This window comes from Nocardia sp. NPDC055165 (assembly GCF_053606985.1).
This window is the reverse complement of record NZ_JBSGSS010000003.1, coordinates 142,098-167,163: the sequence shown is the minus strand read 5'-3', so window position 1 is coordinate 167,163 and position 25,066 is coordinate 142,098. Positions and strand designations below refer to the sequence as shown.

At 68.8% G+C, this 25,066-nt stretch carries 23 protein-coding genes; 2 read left to right on the top strand and 21 right to left on the bottom strand.

The window, feature by feature from the left end; translation table 11 throughout:
- Positions 1-26 precede the first annotated feature (26 nt).
- The 18 genes from ACWFRF_RS07545 to ACWFRF_RS07460 form a co-directional block, all read right to left on the bottom strand.
- The gene (locus tag ACWFRF_RS07545) at positions 27-335 is read right to left on the bottom strand and encodes a transposase (RefSeq protein WP_056810706.1); all 309 of its coding nucleotides are present in this window, start codon (positions 333-335) and stop codon (positions 27-29) included.
- On the bottom strand, positions 332-2,623 hold the full coding sequence (locus tag ACWFRF_RS07540) for a hypothetical protein (protein ID WP_379313400.1): 2,292 nt from the start codon (positions 2,621-2,623) through the stop codon (positions 332-334). The genes ACWFRF_RS07545 and ACWFRF_RS07540 overlap by 4 nt, the downstream gene beginning before the upstream one ends.
- A 7-nt stretch (positions 2,624-2,630) precedes the next feature.
- The gene (locus ACWFRF_RS07535; protein WP_378988993.1) at positions 2,631-4,127 is read right to left on the bottom strand and encodes an SCO6880 family protein; all 1,497 of its coding nucleotides are present in this window, start codon (positions 4,125-4,127) and stop codon (positions 2,631-2,633) included.
- The gene (locus ACWFRF_RS07530; RefSeq protein ID WP_379313399.1) at positions 4,124-5,575 is read right to left on the bottom strand and encodes a hypothetical protein; all 1,452 of its coding nucleotides are present in this window, start codon (positions 5,573-5,575) and stop codon (positions 4,124-4,126) included. Before ACWFRF_RS07530 ends, ACWFRF_RS07535 begins: the two co-directional genes overlap by 4 nt.
- 56 nt (positions 5,576-5,631) lie before the next feature.
- A complete protein-coding gene (locus ACWFRF_RS07525) occupies positions 5,632-6,447 on the bottom strand; it encodes a hypothetical protein (RefSeq protein ID WP_378626938.1) in 816 nt (271 codons plus the stop codon).
- Positions 6,444-7,040, bottom strand: coding sequence for a hypothetical protein (locus tag ACWFRF_RS07520; RefSeq protein ID WP_379313398.1), 597 nt, complete (start codon positions 7,038-7,040; stop codon positions 6,444-6,446). The genes ACWFRF_RS07525 and ACWFRF_RS07520 overlap by 4 nt, the downstream gene beginning before the upstream one ends.
- Before the next feature lie 8 nt (positions 7,041-7,048).
- Positions 7,049-7,303 carry a hypothetical protein gene (locus ACWFRF_RS07515; RefSeq protein ID WP_056810720.1) on the bottom strand — a complete coding sequence of 85 codons (255 nt, stop codon included), beginning with the start codon at positions 7,301-7,303 and terminating at the stop codon, positions 7,049-7,051.
- Positions 7,303-7,596, bottom strand: coding sequence for a hypothetical protein (locus ACWFRF_RS07510; protein ID WP_056815437.1), 294 nt, complete (start codon positions 7,594-7,596; stop codon positions 7,303-7,305). Before ACWFRF_RS07510 ends, ACWFRF_RS07515 begins: the two co-directional genes overlap by 1 nt.
- Positions 7,597-7,690: 94 nt before the next feature.
- Positions 7,691-8,332 carry a hypothetical protein gene (locus ACWFRF_RS07505; protein WP_449966109.1) on the bottom strand — a complete coding sequence of 214 codons (642 nt, stop codon included), beginning with the start codon at positions 8,330-8,332 and terminating at the stop codon, positions 7,691-7,693.
- Positions 8,329-9,183 (bottom strand): MinD/ParA family ATP-binding protein, encoded by an 855-nt coding sequence (locus ACWFRF_RS07500; RefSeq protein WP_378626934.1) that lies wholly within the window; start codon positions 9,181-9,183, stop codon positions 8,329-8,331. Before ACWFRF_RS07500 ends, ACWFRF_RS07505 begins: the two co-directional genes overlap by 4 nt.
- Before the next feature lie 9 nt (positions 9,184-9,192).
- Positions 9,193-10,386, bottom strand: coding sequence for a hypothetical protein (locus ACWFRF_RS07495; protein WP_452449231.1), 1,194 nt, complete (start codon positions 10,384-10,386; stop codon positions 9,193-9,195).
- A 52-nt stretch (positions 10,387-10,438) separates the two neighbouring features.
- Positions 10,439-12,076: a cutinase family protein gene (locus ACWFRF_RS07490; RefSeq protein WP_452449230.1), complete on the bottom strand. Its 1,638-nt coding sequence runs from the start codon at positions 12,074-12,076 to the stop codon at positions 10,439-10,441.
- A gap of 210 nt (positions 12,077-12,286) precedes the next feature.
- Positions 12,287-14,659: a RelA/SpoT family protein gene (locus tag ACWFRF_RS07485; protein WP_101467044.1), complete on the bottom strand. Its 2,373-nt coding sequence runs from the start codon at positions 14,657-14,659 to the stop codon at positions 12,287-12,289.
- Positions 14,660-14,966: 307 nt separating this feature from the next.
- On the bottom strand, positions 14,967-15,983 hold the full coding sequence (locus ACWFRF_RS07480; RefSeq protein WP_452449229.1) for an alkaline phosphatase family protein: 1,017 nt from the start codon (positions 15,981-15,983) through the stop codon (positions 14,967-14,969).
- A 219-nt stretch (positions 15,984-16,202) separates the two neighbouring features.
- Positions 16,203-16,832 (bottom strand): NUDIX hydrolase, encoded by a 630-nt coding sequence (locus ACWFRF_RS07475; RefSeq protein WP_452449228.1) that lies wholly within the window; start codon positions 16,830-16,832, stop codon positions 16,203-16,205.
- 68 nt (positions 16,833-16,900) lie between these two features.
- Entirely contained in the window at positions 16,901-18,217 is a 1,317-nt protein-coding gene (locus tag ACWFRF_RS07470) for an adenylosuccinate synthetase (RefSeq protein ID WP_379318204.1), read from the bottom strand.
- Positions 18,214-19,161, bottom strand: a complete 948-nt coding sequence (locus ACWFRF_RS07465) for a hypothetical protein (RefSeq protein ID WP_452449227.1) — start codon at positions 19,159-19,161, stop codon at positions 18,214-18,216. Before ACWFRF_RS07465 ends, ACWFRF_RS07470 begins: the two co-directional genes overlap by 4 nt.
- A gap of 92 nt (positions 19,162-19,253) precedes the next feature.
- Positions 19,254-19,772 (bottom strand): winged helix-turn-helix transcriptional regulator, encoded by a 519-nt coding sequence (locus ACWFRF_RS07460; protein ID WP_452449226.1) that lies wholly within the window; start codon positions 19,770-19,772, stop codon positions 19,254-19,256.
- A 92-nt stretch (positions 19,773-19,864) separates the two neighbouring features.
- Between ACWFRF_RS07460 and ACWFRF_RS07455 the strand changes: the two genes are divergently transcribed.
- Positions 19,865-20,308, top strand: coding sequence for a nuclear transport factor 2 family protein (locus tag ACWFRF_RS07455; protein ID WP_378626922.1), 444 nt, complete (start codon positions 19,865-19,867; stop codon positions 20,306-20,308).
- Here ACWFRF_RS07455 and ACWFRF_RS07450 read toward each other — a convergent pair.
- Positions 20,226-21,896, bottom strand: coding sequence for an ABC-F family ATP-binding cassette domain-containing protein (locus ACWFRF_RS07450; protein ID WP_452449225.1), 1,671 nt, complete (start codon positions 21,894-21,896; stop codon positions 20,226-20,228). The two genes, ACWFRF_RS07455 and ACWFRF_RS07450, sit on opposite strands and share 83 nt — an antisense overlap.
- A 234-nt stretch (positions 21,897-22,130) precedes the next feature.
- Here ACWFRF_RS07450 and ACWFRF_RS07445 point away from each other — a divergent pair, with 234 nt between their 5' ends.
- Entirely contained in the window at positions 22,131-22,739 is a 609-nt protein-coding gene (locus ACWFRF_RS07445; protein ID WP_452449224.1) for a GNAT family N-acetyltransferase, read from the top strand.
- A gap of 1 nt (position 22,740) precedes the next feature.
- Here ACWFRF_RS07445 and ACWFRF_RS07440 read toward each other — a convergent pair whose 3' ends face one another.
- Both ACWFRF_RS07440 and ACWFRF_RS07435 read right to left on the bottom strand, forming a co-directional pair.
- A complete protein-coding gene (locus ACWFRF_RS07440) occupies positions 22,741-23,313 on the bottom strand; it encodes an adenine phosphoribosyltransferase (RefSeq protein WP_378626917.1) in 573 nt (190 codons plus the stop codon).
- A 23-nt stretch (positions 23,314-23,336) separates the two neighbouring features.
- Complete coding sequence (locus ACWFRF_RS07435) at positions 23,337-25,049, bottom strand: ABC transporter substrate-binding protein (protein WP_378988979.1); 1,713 nt, start codon at positions 25,047-25,049, stop codon at positions 23,337-23,339.
- Positions 25,050-25,066 lie beyond the last annotated feature (17 nt).

Below are 25,066 nucleotides of genomic sequence, written 5' to 3'. Positions count from 1 at the left end.
TCGCGCAACGTCCGCCGCGGCGGAGTTCATGTTCGGCGCCGGGACTCGTTGAGCGTGTCGGCGAGCGTGCGGTTCATTTCCGCGGCGGCGGCCAGCTGTTGTTGCAACAGCGCCACTTTGCGGCGTAGCGCGGTGGCGTCCATGCGGTCCAAGCTCGGGTCCTGGGTCGCGCGGACCCAGTTGCGCACCGAATTGGCGTGCACGCCGATCTGTTCGGCCACCATTCGGCAGGCCTCCGATTCGCTGCGCAACTTGTCGGTCAGCGCGACCACCTGGGCGACGGCGGCATTGCGGACCTCCGGCGAGACCCGGCGATAGGACCGGTGCGGCATCATTGCTCACTCCCGTTCGAATAGTCCGGCGTGCCCCTGGGGTTGTCGCCGAACTCGCTGAAGCGCTGGTTCGTGTCGTGGATTCCGCTTTCTCGCTCCGACACCGTGAACTCCATGTGGAAAGGAATGCCCGGCCGGCGATCCTCGCCGACCTTCAGCAGGAACTTGCCGGTACCGGGCGGCGACGGCCGCTGCTGGCCGGGCTTGAGCGCCTCCCCGGTGAGGGCCTGCGGCGCCGACCAACTCGTCACCATCTCCTGCTCGGCCGAGGTGAACGGCACCGTGGAGTCGAGCCTGCTGATCTCCTCGGCGGGTAGCGCGCCGAAGATCTTGGCGCGCGCGCGTTCCAGGAAGCCGATGGCCTTGGCGATCGCGGCGTCGGACCCCAGCGCCTGCAGGTCCTTGATGGTGTGGCTGATCATGATCAAAGCGGTGGCCAGGCCACGCTGCAGACGGGTCAGTTCGTCGACGCGGTCGACCATGAAGTCGCCGAGCCCGAGCACCTGCCACAGCTCGTCCATCACCACCTGGAAGTAGCGCTGCGGGCCGAGGTCCGCGTCGGCCAGCACGTGCGCGGCCTCGACGGACGCGAAACCGTCTGCCCAGCAGGCCAACATGACCGCGGCCTTGAGCTTCTTGTCACCGCTGGGGATGTGCGAGACGTCGATGCACACCGCCACGGCGCTGGTGTCGATCGGAACGCTGGTCTGGCCGTTGAAGATCGCGCCGAACGGGCCCTGGGTGAGCGCGCGCAACGATCGACGCAGTCCCTTGATCGCGTTCTGGTATTCGTCGGCGTTGTCGGCGCCCGCGTCGAGCATCATCTCGGCGCCGCCGCCGACGATCACCTCGAGCAGGTTTTCCATGATCGGCGGTTTGTCGGGGGTGAACCCGCCGGGCTGGTAGAGGATGCGCAGCGCGGTGGCGATCAGCGTTTCCTCGAAGTCGGCGACGCGGGCGCCGCGAACCAGTTCCACCAGGCCCGCGATCAACGTCACCTGCCGAGCGCGCAGATCCTGCAGCACCTGACGTTGCAGTGCGGGTTCGTCCGCCAGGCGTGGCACCACCGAACCGAGCACGCCCGCGGCCAGCGGGTTCAGCTTGCCGTGTCCGTAGCCGAGGTCGATCACCTGGCCGCCGACGAGTTCGACCATCTTGCGATAGTCGGGTTTCACGTCGGCCAGGATCAGCGGGGTGATGCCCTGGGCGATGCCGCCGAGCACGATCCGGCGCACCAGCGAGGACTTGCCGAAACCGTTGAGGCCGAGCACGAACAGGCTGGGTGCGGTGATGAAACTGCCGCGCATGAACCAGTTCATCGGGTCGAAGCACACCGGGGCGCCGGTGTGCAGGTGCGAGCCGAGTGGGGTGCCGATCAACGGCGCACCGGCACCGACCGACCACGGCCACAGACCCGCGACCTGGGCGGTGGTGGCGCGATACTCGACCGGGCGGCCGACGACGTTCATCTTGCCGCCGCCCGCGCCCGAGTACCCGCGGTCGGTCAATTCGGCGGTGGTGCGGTCGAACCCGTCCTTGACCACGGCCTCGGTGCGCGCGTGCGCGTTGTTGCGGCGCAGATCGTCGGTGTGGATCCGGAACGTCGCCCAGGCCGCGCGCAGACCCGACTGCTCGCGGGCGATCATCTCGTAGCGGGCGCGGGTAGCGTCGTCGAGCAGCGAGGGGCCTTGCGAACGCCGGTCCGGCTTGGTCGATTTCGCCGACCGGCCCGAACCCATCGCCCGATCGGCGGCCTCGTCGGCCCGGACCGCGCGCACCGCCTTCGCGGGCCGCGCCTTCTTCATCGGCTTCGGTGCGGCCTGCTTGGGACGCCGGCGCGGATCACCCTGTGGGCGTTCGTGTTCCAACCGGGGACCGTGATCCTGGTCGCGCAACCCACGCTCGGCGCGCGCCCTGGCGCCCCGATCGGCATCGGGACGCGGACCCCGCGTCCGCCGCTCGCCCTCGCGCGATCGACGCGGCTCGTCCTCGCGTGGCCTGCGTGGCTCCTCGCCACGGGGCCGGGGTGGACGACCTCGCTCGGTGCGGGCTTCGTCCCGTGCCCGGTGCTCGACCGGTGGACGGCCTTCGGCCGTGCGTGATCCCCGCGCCGAGCCTTCTCGCTCGTCGCGGTCGGTGCGCTCGTCGAGGCCGAGCACGTCGTCGCTCACGCGCGGCGCGCTCCCCGCGGGCCGTGGCTCGCGTTCGCCGCGGATGCGCGGCGGCCGGTGAACCGGGCGCAACGCGACGTCGTCGCGATCGCGCACCGGGGGTTCGTAGTCGCGTCCCATAATCGCCTCACCCCGCCAATGCCTTCGGAATGGTTGCGTGTTCGGGCAGGATCACGCCGCAACCGAGAGATGCCGCGAACGCCGCGGACTGGTAGCGATAGCAACGCCGGATCTTGAGCCGAGCCTGCGTGGACAGGTCGCGGGTGATGGCCTCGATGCGGGGCAGATCACCGCGCAGCGGCTCGGTGATCGTGACCAGCGCACCGAACCGGGTGACACCGTGTCCGCGCGCCTGCTCCTCGCGCGCCTGCTGGGTGGCGCCGACGCGCAGCGTCGCCGCCGCCGAGACCACGCCGCGTTCGCTCTGCTGGGCCACGAGCGCGTTCTTGAAGTCGTCGTCGACGATCTCGGCGGCGTCGGCGGCCGAGTGCGGCCGGTAGACGATCGCGATGCGTTTGCGTGGCACTTCGGGATTGGGCGCGAGCAATCGCTGCAACACCCGCTCGTCCACCGCGCCCTCGGGCGCCGCGTCCATTTCCCAGGTCACCGAGCGGCCGCCGTCGTGGATCAGGTGATCCCACTTCTCGTCGTAGGACACCGGACCCGCGTCGTCCCAGCCGAGGCCGTGCCCACCGGGATCGGCCGCGGCCACCTCGAGGTCGGCCTGCGAGGCCGGGTCGTAGCTGCGGCGGATGAAGGAGATGACCTCCTCCGCCGACATCGGCTGCGCCCGCACGCCGGCCTCGGCCAGCGCCGCGCAGATACCGGGCAGCCTGCGCCCGATCTCCACCGCTTCCTCGGCCGGGTTCTTGCGCCGCTCGGCGGTGGTCGCCTTGAACGTGATCGCCACCCGCGGCAGCAGTTGCACACGCTCCTGCGGCAATTCGGTCGCCAGCTCGTACATCACCTGCTGGGCCAGATCGGGGGCTTCGGGGCGGGTGATCGTGGACACCTCGTTGAGCAACCGGTTTCCGGTCTCGGGCACCGTGTCGATCACCGGCACCACCGCGACGATGTCGCTGGTCTGCCCGACCGAGGCGAGGAAGGTGCCCCAGGCCGCGACCCAGCGATCGATCACCGGCTGGTCCACCGCCTCGTGCCCCTGCGGCCAGGCCCGCAACACCACCGTGTACTGCGCGAACGCGGGCAGATGGATCATCCCGAAGTGATACCCACCGGCGTCGATGCCTTCGTAGAGCTTCGACGGCGCGAGCAGCCCCGGCAATTTCGTGACACCGCCGGGGATCCGGGAGAACCGGCCACCGCGATACACGTGCTCGCCGTTGTTGCGCGAGCGCCTCCAGTTGAACATCATCAGTCCCGTCTCATAGCCCGAGCGGCCCCCCGTCCGCCACACCAGGGGCACCATCACCAGCGCACCGAGCCCGCCGACGACGAGGCCCCATTTGAATCCACCGACCATCGCGCAGATCAGTGCCGTGATCACCACGACGAAACCGATCACGGTCTCTTCCCAGCGCAGGCCGAAAAGGCCCGCGCTGCGCGGTTTCTGCCACAGCCCGTACGAGCGGCGCTCGTAGGTGTCGGTCGCCGAGGTCGTCATCGCGGAATCGTGCTCCTGCCGAGGTCGGGTGAACGATTCGCCCAGCGGTCACCGGCGACGTCGCCCATCGATTGGTCCGCGCGCGAGGTGGTGTTGGCCGCGGTCCGAGCGGCCGCCACATTGCGGGCGCCGGCGGGTACCGAGCCCGAACTCGTCGTCGCGGGCGCGGGCGCACCCCCTCGTGGTGGCGGTGTCGGTCGTGGCGCCGCGCCACCGCCGCCGCTTCCCCCGCCCCCGCCGGGTCCACCGGGCCGCGGGCCCGCACCGCCATTGCCGAAGTAGCCCGCGGAGCCGGGCGCCGCCACCGGCCGAGAGGCGACAGCCTTGGTGCCGATCGCACCGAGCCCCATCGCCGCTACCGCCGCACCACCGGCCACCATCAGACCCGAGCCGCCGGTGCCGACCGTGGCCACCGCCGGCGCGACCAGGCGCATCAGCGCGGGCAGCACGAACGCCACGCTGCACAGCAGCACCAGCGCGACCAGCATCCGCTGCGCGTCCTCGCCGCTGGGCAAGCCGCCGGAGTCCGTGGTCTCGTCGACGTGGCCCGCGGTGGTGAACGCGATCATGTACACGATCGCGGCCACCGGTTTGAACAGCATGAACGCGATGATCCAGCCGACCAGTTTCTGATACGACTGCTTGCCGGTGCCCGTCGCCGAGGCAGCGGCGGCCAGCGGCAGCACGCCCGCGGCGACCACCAGCAAACCCTGCCGAACGATGGCGAGCACGATCTGGGCGAGCGCGCCGAGCAGGCCGACGATGGCGATGATCAGCACCAGGCCCGGCGAAAAGGCCTGCAGCTTACTGGTTTTCACCATCAACTCGGCCATGTTCTTGGCATTGCCGCCGGTGGCGTCGTCGATGATCCACTCGGAGAACTTGTCCGAAGCTCGCGTACCCGCGACGATCACCGCACCCAGCATCCACGAACTGAACACCACCCTGGCGAACAGGCGGAACGATTCGGCGGCCTCGCTCACGGCCGCCCCGCGTCTGGCCTCGGCCAATCGGCCGCCGGTGATGATCACCGAGGCGATCAACAGCAATATCTGGATCTGATAGGTGTAGTCGTTGATCTTGGTGAACAGTGCCCCCGAGTCGCTCACCGCCTCGTTGGGCACCTTCATCCAGAAGGTCAACGCCAGGATCAGCGCCTCGCCGAGGCCCTTCATCAGCGAGTCGACCACCTTGCCGAAGGTGGAATCCCACGCCTTGTCCTTGACCGCGGTGGCCGCGTCGCCGGGGTGGGAGGCGGCATTGCCCGCCTTGCACACCGCCGACGCCGCGTCGCCGAGCGAGACTCCGGGGATCGCGACGCTGTCGAGGGTGTCGTGCAGTTCGTTGCACGCCTCGTCGAAGCCGTAGGTCTGGCCGTAGGCCACCGTCGGCGTCGCTATCATCACGGTGAAGATCACCGCGAAAATGGTGACGATCCGCCTCAGCATAGTTGGCACCCCTCGATGGTCCGCGCGGAATCGATCCGGGCTGTGCTGTACCTCGATCACCATGTCGTCCACCCCGCCAGCGATTCCACGTATTCGGTCTGGGTATTTGCTGTCGTCGACGGTTTGAGCCGCCAGTCACCGGCGTCCCACACCACGATCATCCGCATCGCGGCGTACAGCTGCTTGCCATCGATCACCGGACCGCGCGAAGCCAGCCGCACGATCGCCAGATCCTCGGCGAAATCGTCGATCTTGAACGCGTCGGAGGCCACGAAATACCGGGTCACCTTCTCCGGCTGCTGTTTGGGCAGCCGCTCGCCCGACAACGCGGAGTCGTAGGCGGCCAGCTGCGCTGTGCTGACCCGCAATTGCGTCACATACAGGTCGCGATCCGCCGGGCGGGCGTTGAGCCGGTAGGTGATCTGCGCGGCGGCCAGTGCGGCGCCCTGTGGTGTCCGCGCGTAGCCGACGGCGAGTCCGTCCTCGATTCGCGACGGCCCGTCGGAAGTGGAGAACGGCACCGACGCGCCGTAGACACGCTGCCAGCCGTGCGGTTTCGTGGTGCCCTCCGGCGCGCCGGTCAGCCAATCCGGGTCCGCGGCGGTACGTTGCGTACCCGGTTGCTGGGCCAGCGGCTGACCCGCCGGGTTGTTCGGGATGTCCACCCGCCTGCCGAGCAGGTCGACCTCGGGTTCGGCGAATCCCGTTCCGCCCGCGGCCTGGGCGGGCGGCGGCGCGTTGTCCACCTCGCTGCCGCCGTCGCGAGTGAAGTACACGACGGCGCCGACGACCATGATCAGGGCGAGCAGGGCACCGGAGGCGATCATGCCGAAGGACGCGCGGTCGCGCGTGCCCGGCTCCTTCTCGCTCACTGCGGTGCCTCCAATGTCACAATGTCCTGCGGTAATTCATCGATCGGGTCGACCGGCCGGTCGGTGGACCGGGGATCGGGTAACTGCAGTCGCCAGTCTCCGCCGTACCAGCTCACCGTGGTGTGGTTCACCGCCCGTGACCGGTCGGAGTATTCGGTATAGACGTCGACAGTCGTTCGCTCGTCACGATATTCGGTAATTTTGTAACCCAACAATTTCGGCGCGTACTCCGCCGTGGCGGGTCCGGTGATCGACAGCTGTACTCGGTTGATCGCCCACTCGTCCCGCGCGGGCCCCGGGACGAGTTCGGCGTTCACCACCTGGGCCCACTGACTGTCCGGCGCCACCGACAACCGGATGGTGTGGGTCAGTGCCGCCAGCCCGGCCCCGCGCGGGGAATGCTCGAACCCCGTCGCGGCGCCCTGCCCCACTGTTGTCGGGCCCTGATCGGTGTGCGGCAGGGAGATGCCCTGGTAGTCCTGCCAGCCCACCCCGGTCGGCGCGGCTGTCAGGTCGGGGCCGGTATCACCACCGCCGCCACAGCCGACGGCCGCGGCGAGCAATGCGATACCGACCGCAACCGGTCGTGTCACTGTGGAATTCATGCCGGCAGGAAGGCCAGCGCGATCGCCGACGCGGTGCTGGCCACCGAGGCACCGATCAGGCTCATCAGGACGCCGTGTGAGGCGTCGTTGACCGCCAGGTCGCTGCGGAACGCGATCCACAATCGACCCGCCGACAGGATCATCCAGGCCAGGCACGACAGCAGGACGAACCAGAGCAGCCAGTTGAGCAACTGCATCATCGGCGCCAACACGTCGGCCGGGATCTGTTTATAGGCGAGCACGGTGATCACTAACCGATGACCGCACTCATGATCGTGCCGGCGCTGGTCGCCACGACGCCACCGATCATGGCGCCCGCCACCATCTTCGGCGATTCGAGACCACCACCGGTCCAGCGCTCCCACGCGAACTTGCCGCCCGCGTAGGTGATGCCGCAGATGCCCGACAGCAGCACGAACCAGGTGAGGTAACGCACCAGCTGCAGGATCTTCTCCGAGCCGGGAGGAGCCTCCGGGGTCGGGTTACCGACCTGGGCCAGCACGGTGCCGTACGTGTCCTGCACGGCGAGGAGGAGCATGCTCATCGGGTGCCTTTCTCCCACAGTAAAGGTGTTGTGCCACAAACACTTCGACGACGACACACGTTTGTACACCACCGACCGGCGAACCGCCCGGCGTTCATGATCGACCCTGACCCGACGTGGGCGGGCCGAGACTGGTGCGGATCGCGGCGACCACATCGGTACCGAGGTCACCGATTTCGACCGGCACGTCGTCGAGCGGGTCGGGGCGGCGCTTCTTGACCGCCACCTCGTCGCCCGGCGACCACACCGGAAGCGCATCGGACTCCACCAGAGTCCATTCCTCGAACCACGGCACCTGCCAGACGTGCCCGGCCAGCGAGCCGACCACCTCCCGGTAGCGCCGGATCTCCGGTGCCATCCGGCCGGGGCGCGCGGCCACGGTGATCAGGCCGAGAACCAGCGCCGGGCCCGCGAGCCCGGCGTGATGCTGGCGCAGCAGATCGTGCGCACGGGTGAGTCCGGAGATGGTTTCCCTGGCGACCAGGACCACATAGGGGGATTCGCGGTCGAACACCCCGGGCCAGCGCCCGCGCGCGTCGGCGGCGGGGGCGAGCACATGCGACAGCGTGGTCGCGCCCGCGCCACCGTGCACGCCGAGCAACCACACCAGCGGCGCCCGGCCGACCCCTGGCACCGGGCGCTCCCAGATCTTGGCGCGCAGCGATTCTGGCGGCGCGACTACACCGGCGGGGGCGTCCGGTTCACGACGACGACGAAGATTCATGGCTGCCGTCATGATGCCACCCCCGCGAGCAAGCTCGCATACGCCGAACGCGTCGTCTCGGCCAGCTCGGCGTGGCGGACGAGTTCTCCGCGCGCGAGATGCGGATCGTAGGGAATCTCGACGACCTCGCGCACCCACCCCGACAGGTGCTCGCGCAAATGCTCCGCTACGCGCGAGTCGTCGTGCGAATACTGATGCGAGACAACGATAGTGGTGTCGGCGACCACACCGGCACCGTCGTCGCCGTAGTGGTCGTCGAGCCATTCCAGGGTCACGCGCAGCCGGTTGGCGGCGTCGACGCGGGCCGGGATGGCCAGCACCAGTGCGATATCGGCATCGTCGAGCAGGGGTCGCAGTTGCCGTCCGGCAATCGGGTTGCCGCCGTCGTAGACCGCGGTGTACCCACCGGTGTCCAGCGCCCGCGCGACAGTGAGAAATGTCGCGCGGCGGCGCAGTGGGGTCGCGTCCCGCCAGAGCAGCCCGAACCCGGAGGTGGAGCGGGACAGGCAGTCTTCCAGCGGCGCCGGTTCGTCGTCGCCCCGGCCGTACACCCAGGACTGCAGGTTCACCGGGTGCAGGTGCTTGTCGGCCCCACGCAGCGCGATGTCGCTACCCGCCGCGGTCGCGTCGACCGCCACTGTCGTCGCACCCGCGGTGACGAGCTCCGCGGCCAGGCCGAGCGCGGTCGTCGTGGTGCCCGCGCCGCCGCAGCCGCCGACCACCAGGATCGGCCTGCGAGTGCCGTCGCGGCGCTCACCGTTGCGACGCCGCAACCGCACCACCGGAGCCGGATCACGCGCCAGGTCATCGGACGGGTCCCCCTCGGGGGCCTCGTCGAGCCATCGGCTCCAATCGTCTGTCATCGCCTCTCCTTACCCTGCCGCGATGCCCGTGATGAGCGTGCGATCGCCGACCAGCGCTGTCCGCACCGATTGCTTGGTGTAGGTGGCCGGTGCGCCCGCGGGCCGGAACTCGGTGACCTCCACGGTGAACCGGTCGGCCGCGACGGTGGTGATCCGCACGCAGTGGGTGGTCCCCACCGGGATGGTGTCGATACCGCGCTGGATCACGGCGGCCGGCGAGACGTCGGCGTCGGGGGTGACCACCGCTCTGGCCTGCGCCCCCGATCGGGTCACGTAGTAGGCGTACTGGAAGGCGAGGACGGCGTCGGGGCCCGAGTCGGTGCCGCCCGCTTCGGCGCTGCGCAGCACGATCTCGGTGCGTTCGGTCGGGCACGAGCCCGCGGTGTCGGCGGTCAGGTTGCCCGCGGTGAAGTGCAGTGGCGGGGCGGCGTTGCGGGCGGTGTTGCTGTCGCCGCGCCCGAACAGCAGGAAGAACACCCCGGTCGCGGCGAGCACGAGCACGAGCACCGAGACCGCGAGAACCACCCACGTGCGCTGACGTTTCCGGTTCGCCCGCAGGGCGCCGGAGGGCTCGAGCACACGGGCGTTGTCGTATTCGTCGGCGGCGGCCTCCGGCCAGGGGAACTGGACGAGTTCGGCGTCGTAGTCGTCGTCGGGGCCGGGTGCCGGTTCGGCGACCCAGTCCGACCAGCCACCGGTGAAGTCGCTACGGCGTCCGGCAAGTTGCGCGGGAGGCGGTGGCGGGGGCTCGGGCACATCCTCCGGTTCGGCCGGGGGGTTCGGCCGCTTGTCGCCTTCGGCCGCACCCCAGCCCGCGGATTCGGTTGTCGTGTCATCGAACTCGGTGGCCCGACTGACGGGGTCACCGTCTTTCGGCTCGGACTCGACGTTCCAGCCGTGCGGGTCGCCGGCAACTTTCGCCTGATGCCCCGTCTCCCCGCGCTGCGAGTCGCCGGTGGCGGTCGGCTGAAAGTCGAGGGCGAGGCTGAACGGTTCCGGCTGCCGCTCCCCTGCCGTGGCGCGATCCGGCGCCGGCTCGGCGATCGGGGCGGCGCCGGGACTCGTCGAATATCGGTCGATGCTGTCGTCGTCGCCCGTCACCGGTTCGGTGGTGTCCGGACGCACAGGGGCACCGGTCTCGGTCTCGGCCTCGGGCTCCAGCGCCGAGTACCAGCGCGACAATTCGTTGTACGACTTCAACATTCCCCCCTTTCCACGGCGCCGGGCACAGTTCGCATCGAAGACCTCTCGGTGATCAGTTCACAGAGAACGGACGGGTGGTGGGTGCGGTGGTTACGGGTGTCGCGGCAGGCGGAGTCGTCGCGCCGCCGGATGAGGCGCCATCGGCTCCTGTCCCGAACGGAAATTGTCCCCCACCGGAGGGTTTGGTTGTCGTAGACGCGCCGGTCGGGCTCTGGAATATTCCCATACCACGCGAGTCGGACCCGCCGACCGGTACCGTTCCCTTCCCGGAAACGCCTGCCGCGTCGTGGGCGAGCGCGGCGAACCACCGGCCGACGTACTCCGTCGGGGTGGCGCCGTTCGCGCCGACGCCCATGCGCGAGTACGCGTCATGGCGTTGCAGCGTGTCCCAGTAGCGCACCCAGGTGGTGACGTCGAGGAGTTCGGCGTTGTCGGTGACATTCTGCTTGACCGCGGTGAACGCCTCGTTGACCAGCCGAACCCCGGTGGTCGGCGGCACCAGTTGCGGGACCGCCCCTGCCAGTTTCGTCCCGAGCAGCGTCAGTCCGGCCAGCGGATTCGACAGTGTGGCCGTGGCCAATTCGCTGATACTCGCCGGGCTGATCACCGACTTCACCACGGTGGCGACGGCGTTCAGGCCGATCATGCCGACCTTCAGCAGCGCCTGATAGGCGGCGTTCATGTCGAGCTTGCTGTTCGGGTCCGAGGCATCGGACACTCGCTGTGAGATCGACTTCTTCGGCGAGATCGACACGTCGGCCAGGGTGGCGCCGGAGATGTCCTCCTCGACCACCGCGGTGGCGGTTTTGATGGAGGTGAACGCCAGCGCCTGCGCGATCGAGGTCAACGAGCCGATCGGATCGCCGCCGGAGAGTTTCGACTGGCTCATGAGGTTGGTGACGGCACGCACGATCGGCGCGCCCTGCGGTGCGTCACACGCGAGATCGCCTGTGGCACAAAAGCTTGCGACACGACCGGTCAGTTTACCGAAGTCGTCGGTCTGCTCACTCTGCGGGGCGAGCCCACCACCGGAGGCGACCCCTTGACGCACGGCACCGATGTTCGCCACCGCGTCGCCGGAGGTTCCCGCCGCCGCCAGCGGTGCGGTCCGGTCGGGCGCGCCGGGAAACAGTGGCGCGTTCTCGGCACGGGTCGGGTCGGCGAACAACGCGACCGCGGCGACCTTGTCCGCGGGCAGTGCTCCGGTGCCCGCTCCGACCTCCTGGGCGAACAACGAGGCGACGTGGGCACCTTGGGAATAGCCGACGACCGCGAACCGGGTGTCCGGGCAGCGCTGCGCCACCTGGGTCGCCATCGCGCGAAGTCGTTCCAGGCCCCCGGCCACCGATTCGGTGTACGGCACCGCGCCGCCCTGGACCGCACCGCCGAAACCGGCCTCATAGGGCACGTACGCACGATCGACGAGGCCCGGGTCGGCCGCACCGGCGAACATCGGACGGAACACCGTCGACAGCATCCCGGTGTCGGTGCTGGGCGCCGCGTCGGGCGAGGACTCACCCGTGCCCTGAATTCCCAAGGCGTAGAGCGCCGGACACGCGGCGATGGATACGTGTGTAGACGGCGTGGTGGGTGTACCGTCTTCCGCGCCGGCCACCCCCGCCGTAACCGACAGCGAAGCGACGGTGAACGCGATCAGCGTCCCCGTGAGTCGTGTCGTGCACCGAGCCATATCGATCCGCATCACAGTCCGTTTCGGCTGACCAGTGGAGCGTTGAAACGCACTAAACCGTAACAGATTCCGGGTAACCCAACCGCTGCCCTAATCGGCCCTTTCGCTGCCCCCGGCAAACCCGATGCGACCAGCAACCTTTCGGCGATCACCTGGGCAGACAGCGGCCCGGGCACCCTCGCGAGGAGAGTGCCCGGGCCGTGGTCGGGGTCAGGCGGCGGAGGTCACCCGGTACACGTCGTAGACGCCTTCGACGTTGCGCACCACATTGAGCAGGTGACCGAGGTGCTTGGGGTCGCCCATCTCGAAGGTGAACTTGCTGATCGCGACACGGTCACCATGGGTGGCCACCGAGGCGGACAGGATGTTGACCTTCTCGTCGGCCAGCACCTTGGTCACATCCGAGAGCAATCGGGTGCGGTCGAGCGCCTCGATCTGGATCGCGACCAGGAACACCGACGAGGGCGAGGGCGCCCATTCGACCTCGATGATCCGCTCCGACTGCTCCTGCAGGGAATCGGCGTTGGTGCAGTCGGTCCGGTGCACGCTCACCGCGCCACCGCGGGTCACGAAGCCCATGATCTCGTCACCCGGCACCGGCGTGCAGCACTTGGCCAGCTTCGCGACCGTTCCCGGCGCACCGGGAATGAGCACGCCGGCGTCCCCGGTGACCCGCTGACGGGCCGGCGTGGTCGACGGTGTCGACCGCTCGGCCAGCTCGTTCTCCACATCGCCGATGCCGCCGAGCTGGGCCATGAGCCGCTGCACCACATGATGCGCCGACACCTGGTGCTCGCCGACCGCTGTGTAGAGGGTGGAGATGTCGCTGTAGTGCAGCTCGTGCGCGACCGCGGTCATCGCCTCGACACTCATCAACCGCTGCAGCGGCAGCCCGACGCGGCGGACCTCCTTGGAGATCTGCTCCTTGCCGCTCTCGAGCGCTTCCTCGCGCCGTTCCTTGGCAAACCACTGGCGAATCTTGGCTTTCGCGCGCGGTGAGACCACGAACTTCTGCCAGTCGCGACTGGGTCCCGCGTTCTGCGCCTTGGAGGTGAACACCTCCACGACTTCGCCGTTCTCCAGCTGCCGTTCCAGCGCCACCAGGCGACCGTTCACCCGCGCGCCGATGCACTTGTGCCCGACCTCGGTGTGCACCGCGTACGCGAAGTCGACCGGAGTGGACTTCTGCGGCAGCGTGATCACATCGCCCTTGGGCGTGAACACGAAGATCTCCGGCGACTTCAGGTCGAAGCGCAGCGATTCGAGGAACTCCGCGGGGTCGGCGGCCTCCCGCTGCCAGTCGAGTAGCTGACGCATCCACGCCATGTCGTCGACCTCGGCGGCGTCACCGGAGTGCTTGCCCTTGGTCTCCTTGTACCGCCAGTGCGCGGCGATGCCGAACTCGGCGGTCCGGTGCATGTCCTGCGTGCGGATCTGCACCTCGAGCGGCTTGCCGTCGGGGCCGACCACCGTCGTGTGCAGCGATTGGTAGACGCCGTAGCGCGGCTGCGCGATGTAGTCCTTGAACCGCCCCGCCATCGGCTGCCACAGCGAGTGCACGACGCCGACCGCGGCGTAGCAGTCGCGGACTTCCTCGCACAGGATCCGCATGCCGACCAGGTCATGGATGTCGTCGAAGTCTTTGCCCTTGACGATCATCTTCTGATAGATCGACCAGTAGTGCTTGGGCCTGCCTTCGACGATCGCGTTGATCCGCGACGCGGCCAGGGTGTTGGTGATCTCCGCGCGCACCTTCGCCAGATAGGTGTCACGCGAGGGCGCGCGATCGGCGACCAGGCGCACGATCTCGTCGTATTTCTTGGGGTGCAGGATCGCGAAGGCGAGGTCCTCCAGCTCCCATTTGACCGTGGCCATCCCGAGGCGATGCGCCAGCGGCGCGATCACCTCGAGGGTTTCCTTGGCCTTCTTGGCCTGCTTCTCCGGCGGCAGGAAACGCATGGTCCGCATGTTGTGCAACCGGTCGGCGACCTTGATCACCAGCACACGCGGGTCGCGGGCCATGGCGATGATCATCTTGCGGATGGTCTCGGCCTCGGCCGCCGCGCCCAGGTTGACCTTGTCGAGTTTGGTGACCCCGTCGACGAGGTGGGCGACTTCCTGCCCGAACTCTTCCTTGAGCTGCTCGAGGGAGTAGCCGGTGTCCTCGACGGTGTCGTGCAGCAGGGCCGCGACCAGGGTGGTCGTGTCCATGCCGAGCTCGGCCAGGATGTTGGCGACGGCGAGCGGGTGCGTGATGTAGGGGTCGCCGGACTTGCGGAACTGCTTGGCGTGGCGTTCGTCGGCGACGTCGAAGGCGCGCTGGAGCAGGCCGAGATTGGCCTTCGGGTACAGCTCGCGGTGGACGGTGGCCAACGGTTCGAGCACCGGCTTGACCGCCGCGATCCCCCGTTGACCGGTCATCCGCCGAGCCAGCCGCGCACGAACCCGCCGAGACGCCGAACTGGGCACCGAGGCTGTCGGGGACTGCTTGGCGGTTTCGGGGGTCTTCGCCGGTGCACCCTGGCTCGGCGTGGCGCCGGTGGATTCCTGCCCAACCTTCGCCTCGCCCAGTTGTCGAGTCATGCCACCACCTCTCACGCTGCATTCGGACCTTGTCGGCCGAGTGCTGCAACCGCCCAGGTCCTCACTTTAGTCCTCGTACCGACCTGGCGTTCGAGTCACCGGGGTCACAGGCCTGCGGCTAATCCGCCTCTTCGCGGTTTCTGCCGGTCGTTCCCGGGCAGCGTAGTGAGTTTCCGGGAGTGCGGATAGGTGTTCGACAGGTTCGGAGGTCCCCGGCGCGTTTCCCATCTCCCAGCGTGATCAGTGGTTTTGTTCGGGACCGAGTCGCGGATCCCGCCTGAGCGGGAGTGCCTGGGGGCCGAATCTGTCAGCGCTCATCGCCTGGCATCGGGCGGGTGCGGAGACTGTGGCCGTCGAGACGGCCGGGCGGGGCGGCGAGGAGGTCGAGGACGGTGGGCGTGAGGTCCACCAGGGTGTGGGCGCTGGTCACGGTGCCCGGGGTGAAGTCGGGGCCCCGGGCGATGACGAAGTTGGCGGTTTCGGCGGGGGTCTGGCCGCCGTGGCCACCGGCCGGGAGGTGGCCGTGGTCGGTGGTGACCAGGACGGTCCACTGTTCACGGGGATGAGCGTGCGCGCGCTGGTCGACCGCCGCGACGATCTGGCCGACCAGCGCGTCCACCCGGCGAATCGCGGCGAGATAGGCGCGGGACGCACCGCCGTGCCGGTGGCCCGCCAGGTCGATCTGGTCGAGGTGGGTGAAGACCAGATCGGGGCCGGAACGCTCGATCGCGGACACCACTTCGGTGGCGGTCGCGGCATCGGTGGCCGACTCGTCGGGATCGTCGACGACGGGTGCGGTGGTGAGGGCGATGTCGGCGCGCCGGTCACCGGTGGCGGCGATCGTCGCGATCTGGTGCCAGGTGCCGATGGACACCGTGTGCCGAGTGGGGTCCGCCCGTTCGATCCGGGTGAACACGCTCGGGTGCGCCAGGAACGGACTCGCGTCGAATTCGTTGCCGGTGATCCCGTGCTCGGTGTCCCACACCCCGGTCAGCGCGCTGGCCCACGACGGCCCGGAAATCGTGATGTGCCCCGCGATGGTCCCCTGCGACAGCAGCCCTTGCGCGGCGAGATGCCGCAATCGCGGTGCCTGTGCCGCATCGGCCTTGTCGAACATCAGCCCATCGATCCCGATGACGACGACCTTGTTCACCACCTCGCCCGCCCCGCGCCGCGGAGCACCGAACGCGGCCGCCGCGTCGACCCTCGCCCCCACGTCGTCGAACGCCGCTACCGAGCCTGCCGTCGATCCCACCAGCGGAATCGTCACCAACGCCGTCACCAGCGCTGCGAGCACTTTCGCCGGAGCCGACATCTCGCGCATGTCCTCACGATGCGGGATCGGCACCGACGCGGCGAGGCCGACGCGACGGTGTTCATCGACGTTTCATCGGCTTCGCACGCATCGGACGCCTCGCTGAACATCCCGCGAACGGGCGAGGCGAGTTCCGCCGCCTCGGCGCGCACGCCGAAATACTGCCGCAGGCAAGCGATCTCACCGATGGCGACACCGAGCGAGAGTCGGAAATCCGGTCGCCGGGGCTCAGTGTCCGTCGACGTCGAACGCCCACACCACAGCAGGCCGCCCGGTGGCTTTCACCCGGCGACGTTCACCGGTCCGGCCGAGCCCTGGAATCGCGGCGAGCGTGCGGTTGAGGTTGGCCGGGTCGGGACGAGTGCCGTGGAGGGAGGTACTGAGATCGACCGCGCGGGTGGCGGGAAACTCGGTGCCCGCCAGTGCCCGGGTGAGCGTCGGGTCCTTCCACAGAAGTCCGGCCAGCAACGCACGACTGGTATCGACGATGCGATTGTGGTCGAACGCCAGCGGCGGGACCTCGTCGAAGCCCACCCACTCGGCGGGTCCCTCGTGCTCGGCGACCACCGCCCACATCGCGATGGCCAGCGTCGGGCCGCGCGGGTCGCGGTGTGGTTCGTCGAACGTGACGAGCTGGCCGACCGCGCCGACCGCCGCGGGCGGCACCCCGAGTTTGGTGTGGACGGCGCGCCGGGCCGCGTCGACGAGACGTTCGCCGCGGCCGAGTAGCACACCCGGTAGGGCGAGTTCGCCGGTGAACGGCTCGAACTCGCGGGGGGCGACGCCGATCCGGACGCCATTGTCGGCATCCCAGCACCGCAGGGTCACCACATCGATCGACACAACGGATTGCTCCACGTCATCCCATCCTGCCTCGAGCTGCTCTGCTCCGGGCGCAGTACGTTGTCACCGGCCGGTACCGCGGTTCACGGTACGGATGCTCCGATTCTTCCCTGCCGACCGACATCAGCGGGCCGCTCCCTCCGGTCGGCGACCGAACCCGCGACAGCGCGGTCGCGCCGATCCGGGCCGTGCCCGGTCAGCACCACCGGTACCCGCAACCGCTCGGCCAGCCACGCTGCCGGGTCGGTGTCGATCGGCACGAGAATCGGTGTCGCAGCGAGGAGTTGGCCGGTGAGCCGCTGCTGGTGATCGAGATCACGCCACCGGCCGGGGACCAGTACGGCCGATCTGCCCGTCGGCGTCTCGTATGCCTGTGCGGCGCAGAGGGTTCCGGGCACGTCGAGGTGGTTGACGACCAGCCCGTCGATCCCGCCGCACACGTCGACGGCGTAGCGCAGCAGGATCGGATCCAGGTGTCCCTGCCGAAACGCACCCTGATAGCGCCCGGTGCCGTTGTGCGGTTCGGGAAAACCGAGCGGCGCTTCGGTCGGCAGCGGACCCGCGCCGTGCCGGGTCATATAGGTGCGGGTGACGCCGAGAACCGCGGCGGATCCGCCGATGTCGCGGATCATGGCGCGGGCGTTGCGTGGCTCGACCGTCGACCAGGTGGTGTGCGGGTGCAGGCCGCGCCACTCGTCGAGTAACACACCCTGCGCGCCCTCGAACACCAATCGGCCATCGTGCGCGATCCGGGCGAGTTCCTCCGCACCGGTGATGCGGACGGCTCGCGCGAAATCGCCGTACATCGCCACCAGGGCATCGATCGATTCGTACCCGTGCGCGCTGGGGCCGATGAGGTCCTCGTAGTGCGCCGCGAGCCGATCCAGTTTGGCGCGCAGCACGGCAGGAGCCCGGCAGTCGGCAACGCTCGGCGCGTCGTTCTCCAGTGCGTACCAGGCTGTTTCACCGATACCGCGGCCGCAGGAACCGTGCCGCGAAGTACCCCTCGCGTCCTCGCGCGCACGGTTCGCCGCGATGTGGATCGGCGTGGTCAGCAGGGCGCGGCCGTCGACGGCGAGCAGGCCGAGCGGGTCGTGCACACCGAGCGCCGCCACCTGTTCGGACTCGGCGGCGAGCGCGATCGGCTCGACCAGCATGTGCCGCGACAGCAGCGTCGGGACCCCCGAGAAAGTCCCCGATCCGAATTGCGCGAAGGTGTGGTGGCGACCGTCGGCCACGACGTTGTGCGCGGCCTGCGCACCGCCGTTGAACCGCACCACGGCCGCCACCCCGAGATCGGCCTCGGGCGAGCACAACCAGTCGACCGTGGCGCCCTTGCCCGCGTCACCGAAGCCCAGATCGACGACGACGAGGTGCCTGTCACCGAACACCTGGCTCATCGCCCCGGCGGCAGCGCGCGCGGCGCCTGGCCGGGCTTCGAGCCGAGCGCTCGGCCGACCGCATCGGCCTCATCACTCGATCCGACGTCGCGCAGATCGGCCAGACCGGTGTCGAGATCGACCCGGTCCTCGCCCAATCCGATGGTCAGCGCGATCAGTTCGCAGACCGCGCCGGGGTCGTCGAGTTTCAGGAAGTTCTGCCCGAGCAACGCCCGCCAGTGTTCGGCGATGTCCGGATCCCGGTAGTACGACGACTGATTCGGCAGGATGTAGTACACGTGCCAGCGCCGCTCGAGTTCGCGATAGATCGACTCGACGGACACGTCGCGGCGCACGTGATCGCCGATCACCGCCCTGATGTGCCGGGCGGCCAGGCGAGGCTTGTTCAGTTCGTCGCCGATCAGGAACAGGTATCCCTTCTTGCCGCGCTTGTCCCATGCGTCCGTCGCGACATGCTCGGCGACGAAATAAGCGGCCAGTTCATAGCTTTCGGACTTCTGCCCGCCACCGCCGCCTTCGAGCAGGATCGCCCGCAGCTGTTCGTCCATCCGGTTGTCGGATTCGAACTGCCCGATCTGTAACGGCACCCGGTCGGTGTCGGCGTCGCCGATCGCGCCGAACAGGACCTGCGGGTCCTGCGCGTACCCCTTGTTCTTCAGCAGCCCGTGCAGCTTTCCCAGCTTGTCCTGCATGATGCGTGGCACCCGGCCCATCGACCCGGTCACATCGAACAGCACGGCCACCGGCAGTGAGTTCCCGTGCTCGGCCGAGTCCCGGCACTCGCGCGTGCCGACCCCGAAGGGATCGAGCAGCGGATGCGCGCACCACGTGTCATACGGCTTCGCCCGCATCTCGGCCGTGTACCCGAAATCGTCCACCCCCTGCCGCGCCCGATACGTCTTGCCCGCCCGGTAGGCGGTGTCATCCCAGTTCCCGTACCCCATCCGAACCACACCCTCTCGCCTTGATCGTTGTTTTAGTCTATTCAACTAAAACAACGATCGTCAAGGCGCCGGGGCGAATTCGCCGGAGCCGGTCAGCAGGAGGCAGCGCCGTCCGGCAGAGGCGTCAAGCGCGAGGCGACGAGAACGACACCGGGACCGGGCCTACCGCCCGGGCCGGCATGCCAGGTGACATTGCCCGAGGTGAGCGGAGCGGCGCAGGCTCGACAGACGACGACACCCTCGGTCACGTGACCGCAGTCGCGATGAACCACCGACAGCGGCGGCCCATCCGCACCGGCGAGCCAGCGATCTCCCCACGCCAGCAGCATGGTCAGGATCGGGTAGAGATCGCGACCGCGGTCGGTGAGGACGTACTCGGTGCGGGTCGGGTTCTCCTGGTACACCCTGGTTTCCACGATCCCGTGGTCGCACAGGGTACGAAGGCGATCGGTCAGCACATTGGACGCGATGCCGAGGTCTCGACGCAGGTCCTCGAAGCGGCTGATGCCGAGGAACAGGTCGCGCAGGATCAGGGGAGTCCACCGCTCCCCCACGATGCCGACGGTACGGGCGATCGAGCACGCGATATCGGCGAGGTCCACTTTTGCCATAGCACTCAGGATAGTCCATTGCTTTTTGCAAGTCAGCTGGTTACGGTCGGGAGGCACCTGAACGATTCGCCACAGAGGAAGGTGTATTTCCCATGCCCGACGCCCTTGCCGATCCGGTGTCCACCGATTCGGTCGCCCGATTCCGGCGCGCGACCACCGACAACGACATCCCCGCCCTGCTCGACACCTTGACCGACGATGCCGAGCTCATCTCACCGGTGTCGGGGCGGCTCGTCTTCCGTGGCCGAACCGACCTCGCCCCGTTGCTCACCCTCGTCTATCGCGCGGTCAGCGATCTGCGATGGACCGACACACTCGGCACCGGCGACACCCGAGTCCTGTTGGGCGAAGCGAGGTTCGGGCCTTTCCGGATGACCGAGGCGATGGTGCTCGACCTCGATTCCGACGGCCGCATCCGGCGCATGCGCCCACACTTGCGTCCCTGGCTCGCGCTCACCGCCGTGGCGGTGTGGTTGGGCCCGAATCTGCTCCGGTATCCGGGAGCGGTGCGCCGGGCCGCGAGTTCTGGGCGGTAGCCACCGGACCGTCTTCGACCAGGCCGTCCGGGGTGAGCTCGAGCCTGCGGGTGACCCCGATGTCGTCGAGGAAGCGTTCGTCGTGGCTCACCACGATCAGCGCACCCTCGAAACTCGCCAGTGCCTGGGTCAGATGAGCCAGGCTGGGCAGGTCGAGGTTGTTGGTGGGCTCATCGAGCATCAGCAGCCGGGGAGCCGGTTCGGCGAGCAGCAGGGTGGCCAGGGCGGCGCGCAGTCGTTCACCGCCCGAGAGGGCGGCGGCCGCGATGTCGGCGTCGGCGCCGCGGAACAGGAAGCGCGCGAGCTGACCGCGGATCTGTTCCGGTGTCGCGTGCGGTGCCGCAGCGGCGACATTCTCGAACACCGTTCGCGTTTCGTCGAAGACATCGAGTCGCTGCGGCAACAACCGCCACGAAACCTTCGGTCCCTCGGCGACGATCCGACGCAGCAGGGTGGTTTTGCCCGCGCCGTTGCGGCCGGTCACCGCGATCCGCTCCGGTCCGCTCACGCGCAGGTCGACCACCGGACCGTTGGCCAGCTCGACCTGCTGTAGGTCGAGCACATCCTGTCCCGGATACAGCCGGGTGCCGGGGAGCTCGACGCGGATCTCCCGGTCCGCGCGCACCAATTCCTCGGCGTGATCAAGAGTTTCGCGGGCAGAGTCGAGTTTGTCGATATGGGAGTTGCGCAGTTTGCCCGCCGATACCTCCGCGGCGTTCTTGCGCAGTCCCGCGACGATTTTCGGTACCCGCTTGTTGTCCTGCATCTTCTGCGCGAAGCGCGCCCGCCGGTCCAGTTTCGTTCGGGCGTCGACGAGTTCGCGCGCCTGCTTGCGCACATCGCTGCGCGCATCGCGAACGGCGGCGCGCGCCGTTTCCTGCTCGGCCTCGATGATCCGCTCGTAGTCACTGAAACCACCGCCGAAGGAGCGGATTTCGCCCGCGCGCAGTTCGGCGATGCCGTCCATCCGATCGAGCAGTTCGCGATCGTGGCTGACCACGATCACGGTGCCCGCGAACTGCCGGATCACCTCGTAGAGCCGCCCGCGGGCGACCGCGTCGAGGTTGTTGGTCGGCTCGTCGAGCAGCAGCACGTCGGGTTCGCGCAGTAGTTCGGCGACCAGGCCGAGCAGCACGGTTTCGCCACCGGAGAGGGTGTCCAGGGTGCGGTCGAGGTCGTCGACCGAGGTGGCGACGTAGTCGAGACCGAGCTTGCCGAGCAGTGCGACAGCCTCGTCCTCGATCTGCCAGGACATGCCGACCGTGTCGAAGTCGGCGGGCTCGCCGGTGCCGCTCTCGATGCGGTGCAGCGCGCCGCGTACCTCGGCGATACCGAGCACCGCGTCCACCCGCTGACCGGTCTGCATGCCCAGGTCCTGCCGGAGATAGCCGAGACTGCCCGGCACGGAGATCGACCCACGCACCGGCTTCAGTTCACCGGCGACCAGCCGCAACAGCGTCGATTTGCCGGCCCCGTTGCTGCCGACGAGACCGATCTGACCGGGGCCGACGACAGCATCGAGCCCGTCGAAGACAGCGGTGCCATCCGGCCAGTGAAAGGTGAGATCGGACAAGGAAAGAGAGGTCATGCGGATCCCCTGGAGGTGCGACGGAAACACGGTGCGCAGAATGCGGACCGTCCGAGAGCGCTACCTCAAGAAATCAACGCGTGGCTCCGATCGCCGGGAACAAGACCCTTCATTGATAACACCGAGCTACCCCGACGCGCCACCCCTTTTCTCCTCCTGTGAGGCCCGTCATGGAAAAGCTAGCCTGGACGCGAGTCGCCATCTTCGTGGGCGACCCCGGATCGAAGGAGTGCGATGGCGACGATTGTGGTGCGCAAGGCGGCCCGGCACGATGTCGACGCGGTGGCCGAGACGCTGGCCGCGGCGTTCCAGCACGACCCGGTGATGAGCTGGATCCTGCCGGATCCGGATCGGCGAGCCGCCGGCCTGCCCCGGTTCTTCGCCACGATGGCGCGCCATCTCTTCCTACCGGCGGACGTCTCCGACCTCGCACTGCGCCCCGACGACACGGTGGGCGGCGTGGCCCTGTGGACCCCACCGCACCGTCAGAACCCGTCACCCCTGGCCGAACTTCGCACGCTGCCCGGTATCTGGCGCGCGTTCGGCCGCCGCACCCTGGCCGGCAAACAGGTGGGTGACCTGCTGAAGAAGAACCATCCGACAGAACCACACTGGTATCTGGCGATGCTCGGCTCCGCCCCCGATGTCCGAGGCGGAGGTTACGGGAGCGCCCTGCTCCACAGCCGGCTCGACCGCGTCGACGCCGAGCACGCTGTCGCCTATCTGGAATCGAGCAACCCGGTCAACGTCCCGTACTACGAGCGCTTCGGCTTCGTCGTGACCGGCGAATTGCAGGTGCCGGGCGGCCCGATGCTGTGGCCGATGCTGCGGGCAGCGCGCTGAGTCAGATCTTGACGATCGAGCTCACCGGGTAGTCACCCTGGTGCTCGCGGCCCTTCAGGAACTCGAGTTCCATCACCACGGCGGCGGCCACCACCTCGGCGCCGACCTCCTTGAACAGGGCGGCTGCGGCGGCGAGGGTGCCGCCGGTGGCGAGGACGTCGTCGAGCAGCAGAATCCGCTTGCCCTCGAGGTCGACGCCGTCGGCGGGGATTTCCAGTGCGGCGGAACCGTATTCGAGCTTGTACTCGCGTGAGACGACCGGCGGCGGGAGCTTGCCGCCCTTGCGGATGGCGAGCACGCCGGTGCCCAGCGTCGCGGCGACGCCCGCTCCGAGCAGGAAGCCACGCGCGTCGACGCCTGCCACGAGGTCGGCGTCGGGGGCGATGGCGGCGAAGCAGTCGATGACCGCGCGGAAGCCGACGGCGTCGGCGAACACGGGAGTGAGATCGGCGAAACGCACACCCGGCGTGGGGAAGTCGTCGTGCCAGCGGGTCAGCCGGGTGACCGCGGCGGCCGCCTCGGCGGTGCGCTCACTGGCCTGATCGTCGGACTCGACCACCGCGTGCTTGCTCATCAACCCTCTTTCATCACGTGCGCTCATCGCTGCAACACCCAGCGATCCATGTTCCAGCCGGTACCGGCCTGTGTCGGCCCGGCGATCCCGTTCTGCATCCCGTTACCGAACGCGATGATGCGCGGCGTCGCGAACAACGGAATGCTCGGTAGCTGCGCCCACAGCAGGTTCTCGGCCTCGGTCAGCAGGTTCAGCGTCGCGGTCGAGTTGGCTTCGCCCGCAAGCTGATCGGTGATCGCATCGTAGCGACCGTTAGCGAAGCCACCGAAATCGAGGCCGCTACCTGCCCGCAACGCGGCGAACGCGGCAGCGCCCTCGCTCGATCCCGCGGGCCCCGGCACCGCGCCGGTTCCGCCGAGCACCGCGTCGACCGCGCCCTCGGGGAGCTTCACCGGGGTGAAGTCGGGCGAACCCGCGTCGACCACGGTGATGCCCGCGCCGCGGCAGGTCTCGGCGATCATCGCCACGGTCTGCGCACGGCGAGCATCGGGACCCTGATACCCGATCCGCACCGTCGGCTGCGCCGTGCCGGAGGACGCCAACGTCGCGGTGGCCGCGGGGATGTCGGCGCCACGATACCGGTCGGCACCTCCGGTCACCGCCGGGTAGTACAGCGAATCCTGCTGTACCACATGGGCGTTCAGCACTCCCGCGCCGAGGCCGTGCGGCGCGGGCTCACCCGCTTTACCCAGCGTGTCGAACAGTGCCTGGCGCGGCACACACTGTGCGAACGCCCGGCGCACCTCCACCCGTGAGAACACCCCACCGGTGGCGAGCACGAGCTGCTCGGCGCTACGGCTCGCCACCGTCCGCTCGTCGAAACCGTCGAGCTTCAGATCCGCGACCGACCCGGCCCCGAGATCGACCACCCCGAGCGCGTTCTCCTTCGCCTTGGCGGCGAAGTCGGTGCCCTTGGGCCACACCACGATCCGCTTCGTCTCGGGCGCGTCACCCCACCACTTCTCATTGGCGACCAGCACCAGACCGTCCTTCGCGCTGAAGGATTCGATCCGATACGGCCCCGACGACGGGAACTTCGTCAGGTCGAGCCCCCCGGCCTTCACGGTCCAGCCGGTGTTCCAGAAGTCGGCGATCCGGCCGATCACCGCACCGTCGCCGGTCTGCAGGGCGTTCACCACGTTCGGCACACCCACCGCCTGCGCCACCACATGGGCGGGCATCACCTCGGCCGCGGTGAACAGCGTCCGCCACGGCAGGTAGTGCTTGCCCGGCCGGAACACCACGGTGGCGTCCTTGGACCCGGGCTGACAGTCGATCCGTTCGATCTCGTCGTAGCCCACGGTGCTCGCGGCGTCGAACAACGAGACGGGCCCACGGTCGCCGGGGCGGGTGAACTTGCCCGAGCGCGCCGACCATGCCAGCACCAGATCGTCGCAGGAGGTCTTCACCCCGTCGGAGTACACCCCGTCCGGGTTGAGCCGGTACTGCACCGTCTGCGTCTCGCCCGGCACTTCCTTGGCCGTGCCGACGTCGGTGTCGGCCACCTGCTGACCGTCGGGTCCGGTGTAGAAGAACCCGGTCAGCACCCGGCCGAACACCGCCGCGGCGCCGCTGCTCGCGCCGAGCGTGCTCGCGCCGTTGTAGCTGGCGACCGCGGCGTCGACCGCGTACCCGATGGAGGGCACCTGGTTCTTGGTCGAGCACCCGGCCACCACGGAGGTGGTCACAGCCGCCGTGGCGAGCACGGTGATCAGTCGAATCGTGCTGCGTCGCATGATGAGACCCCCTGCTA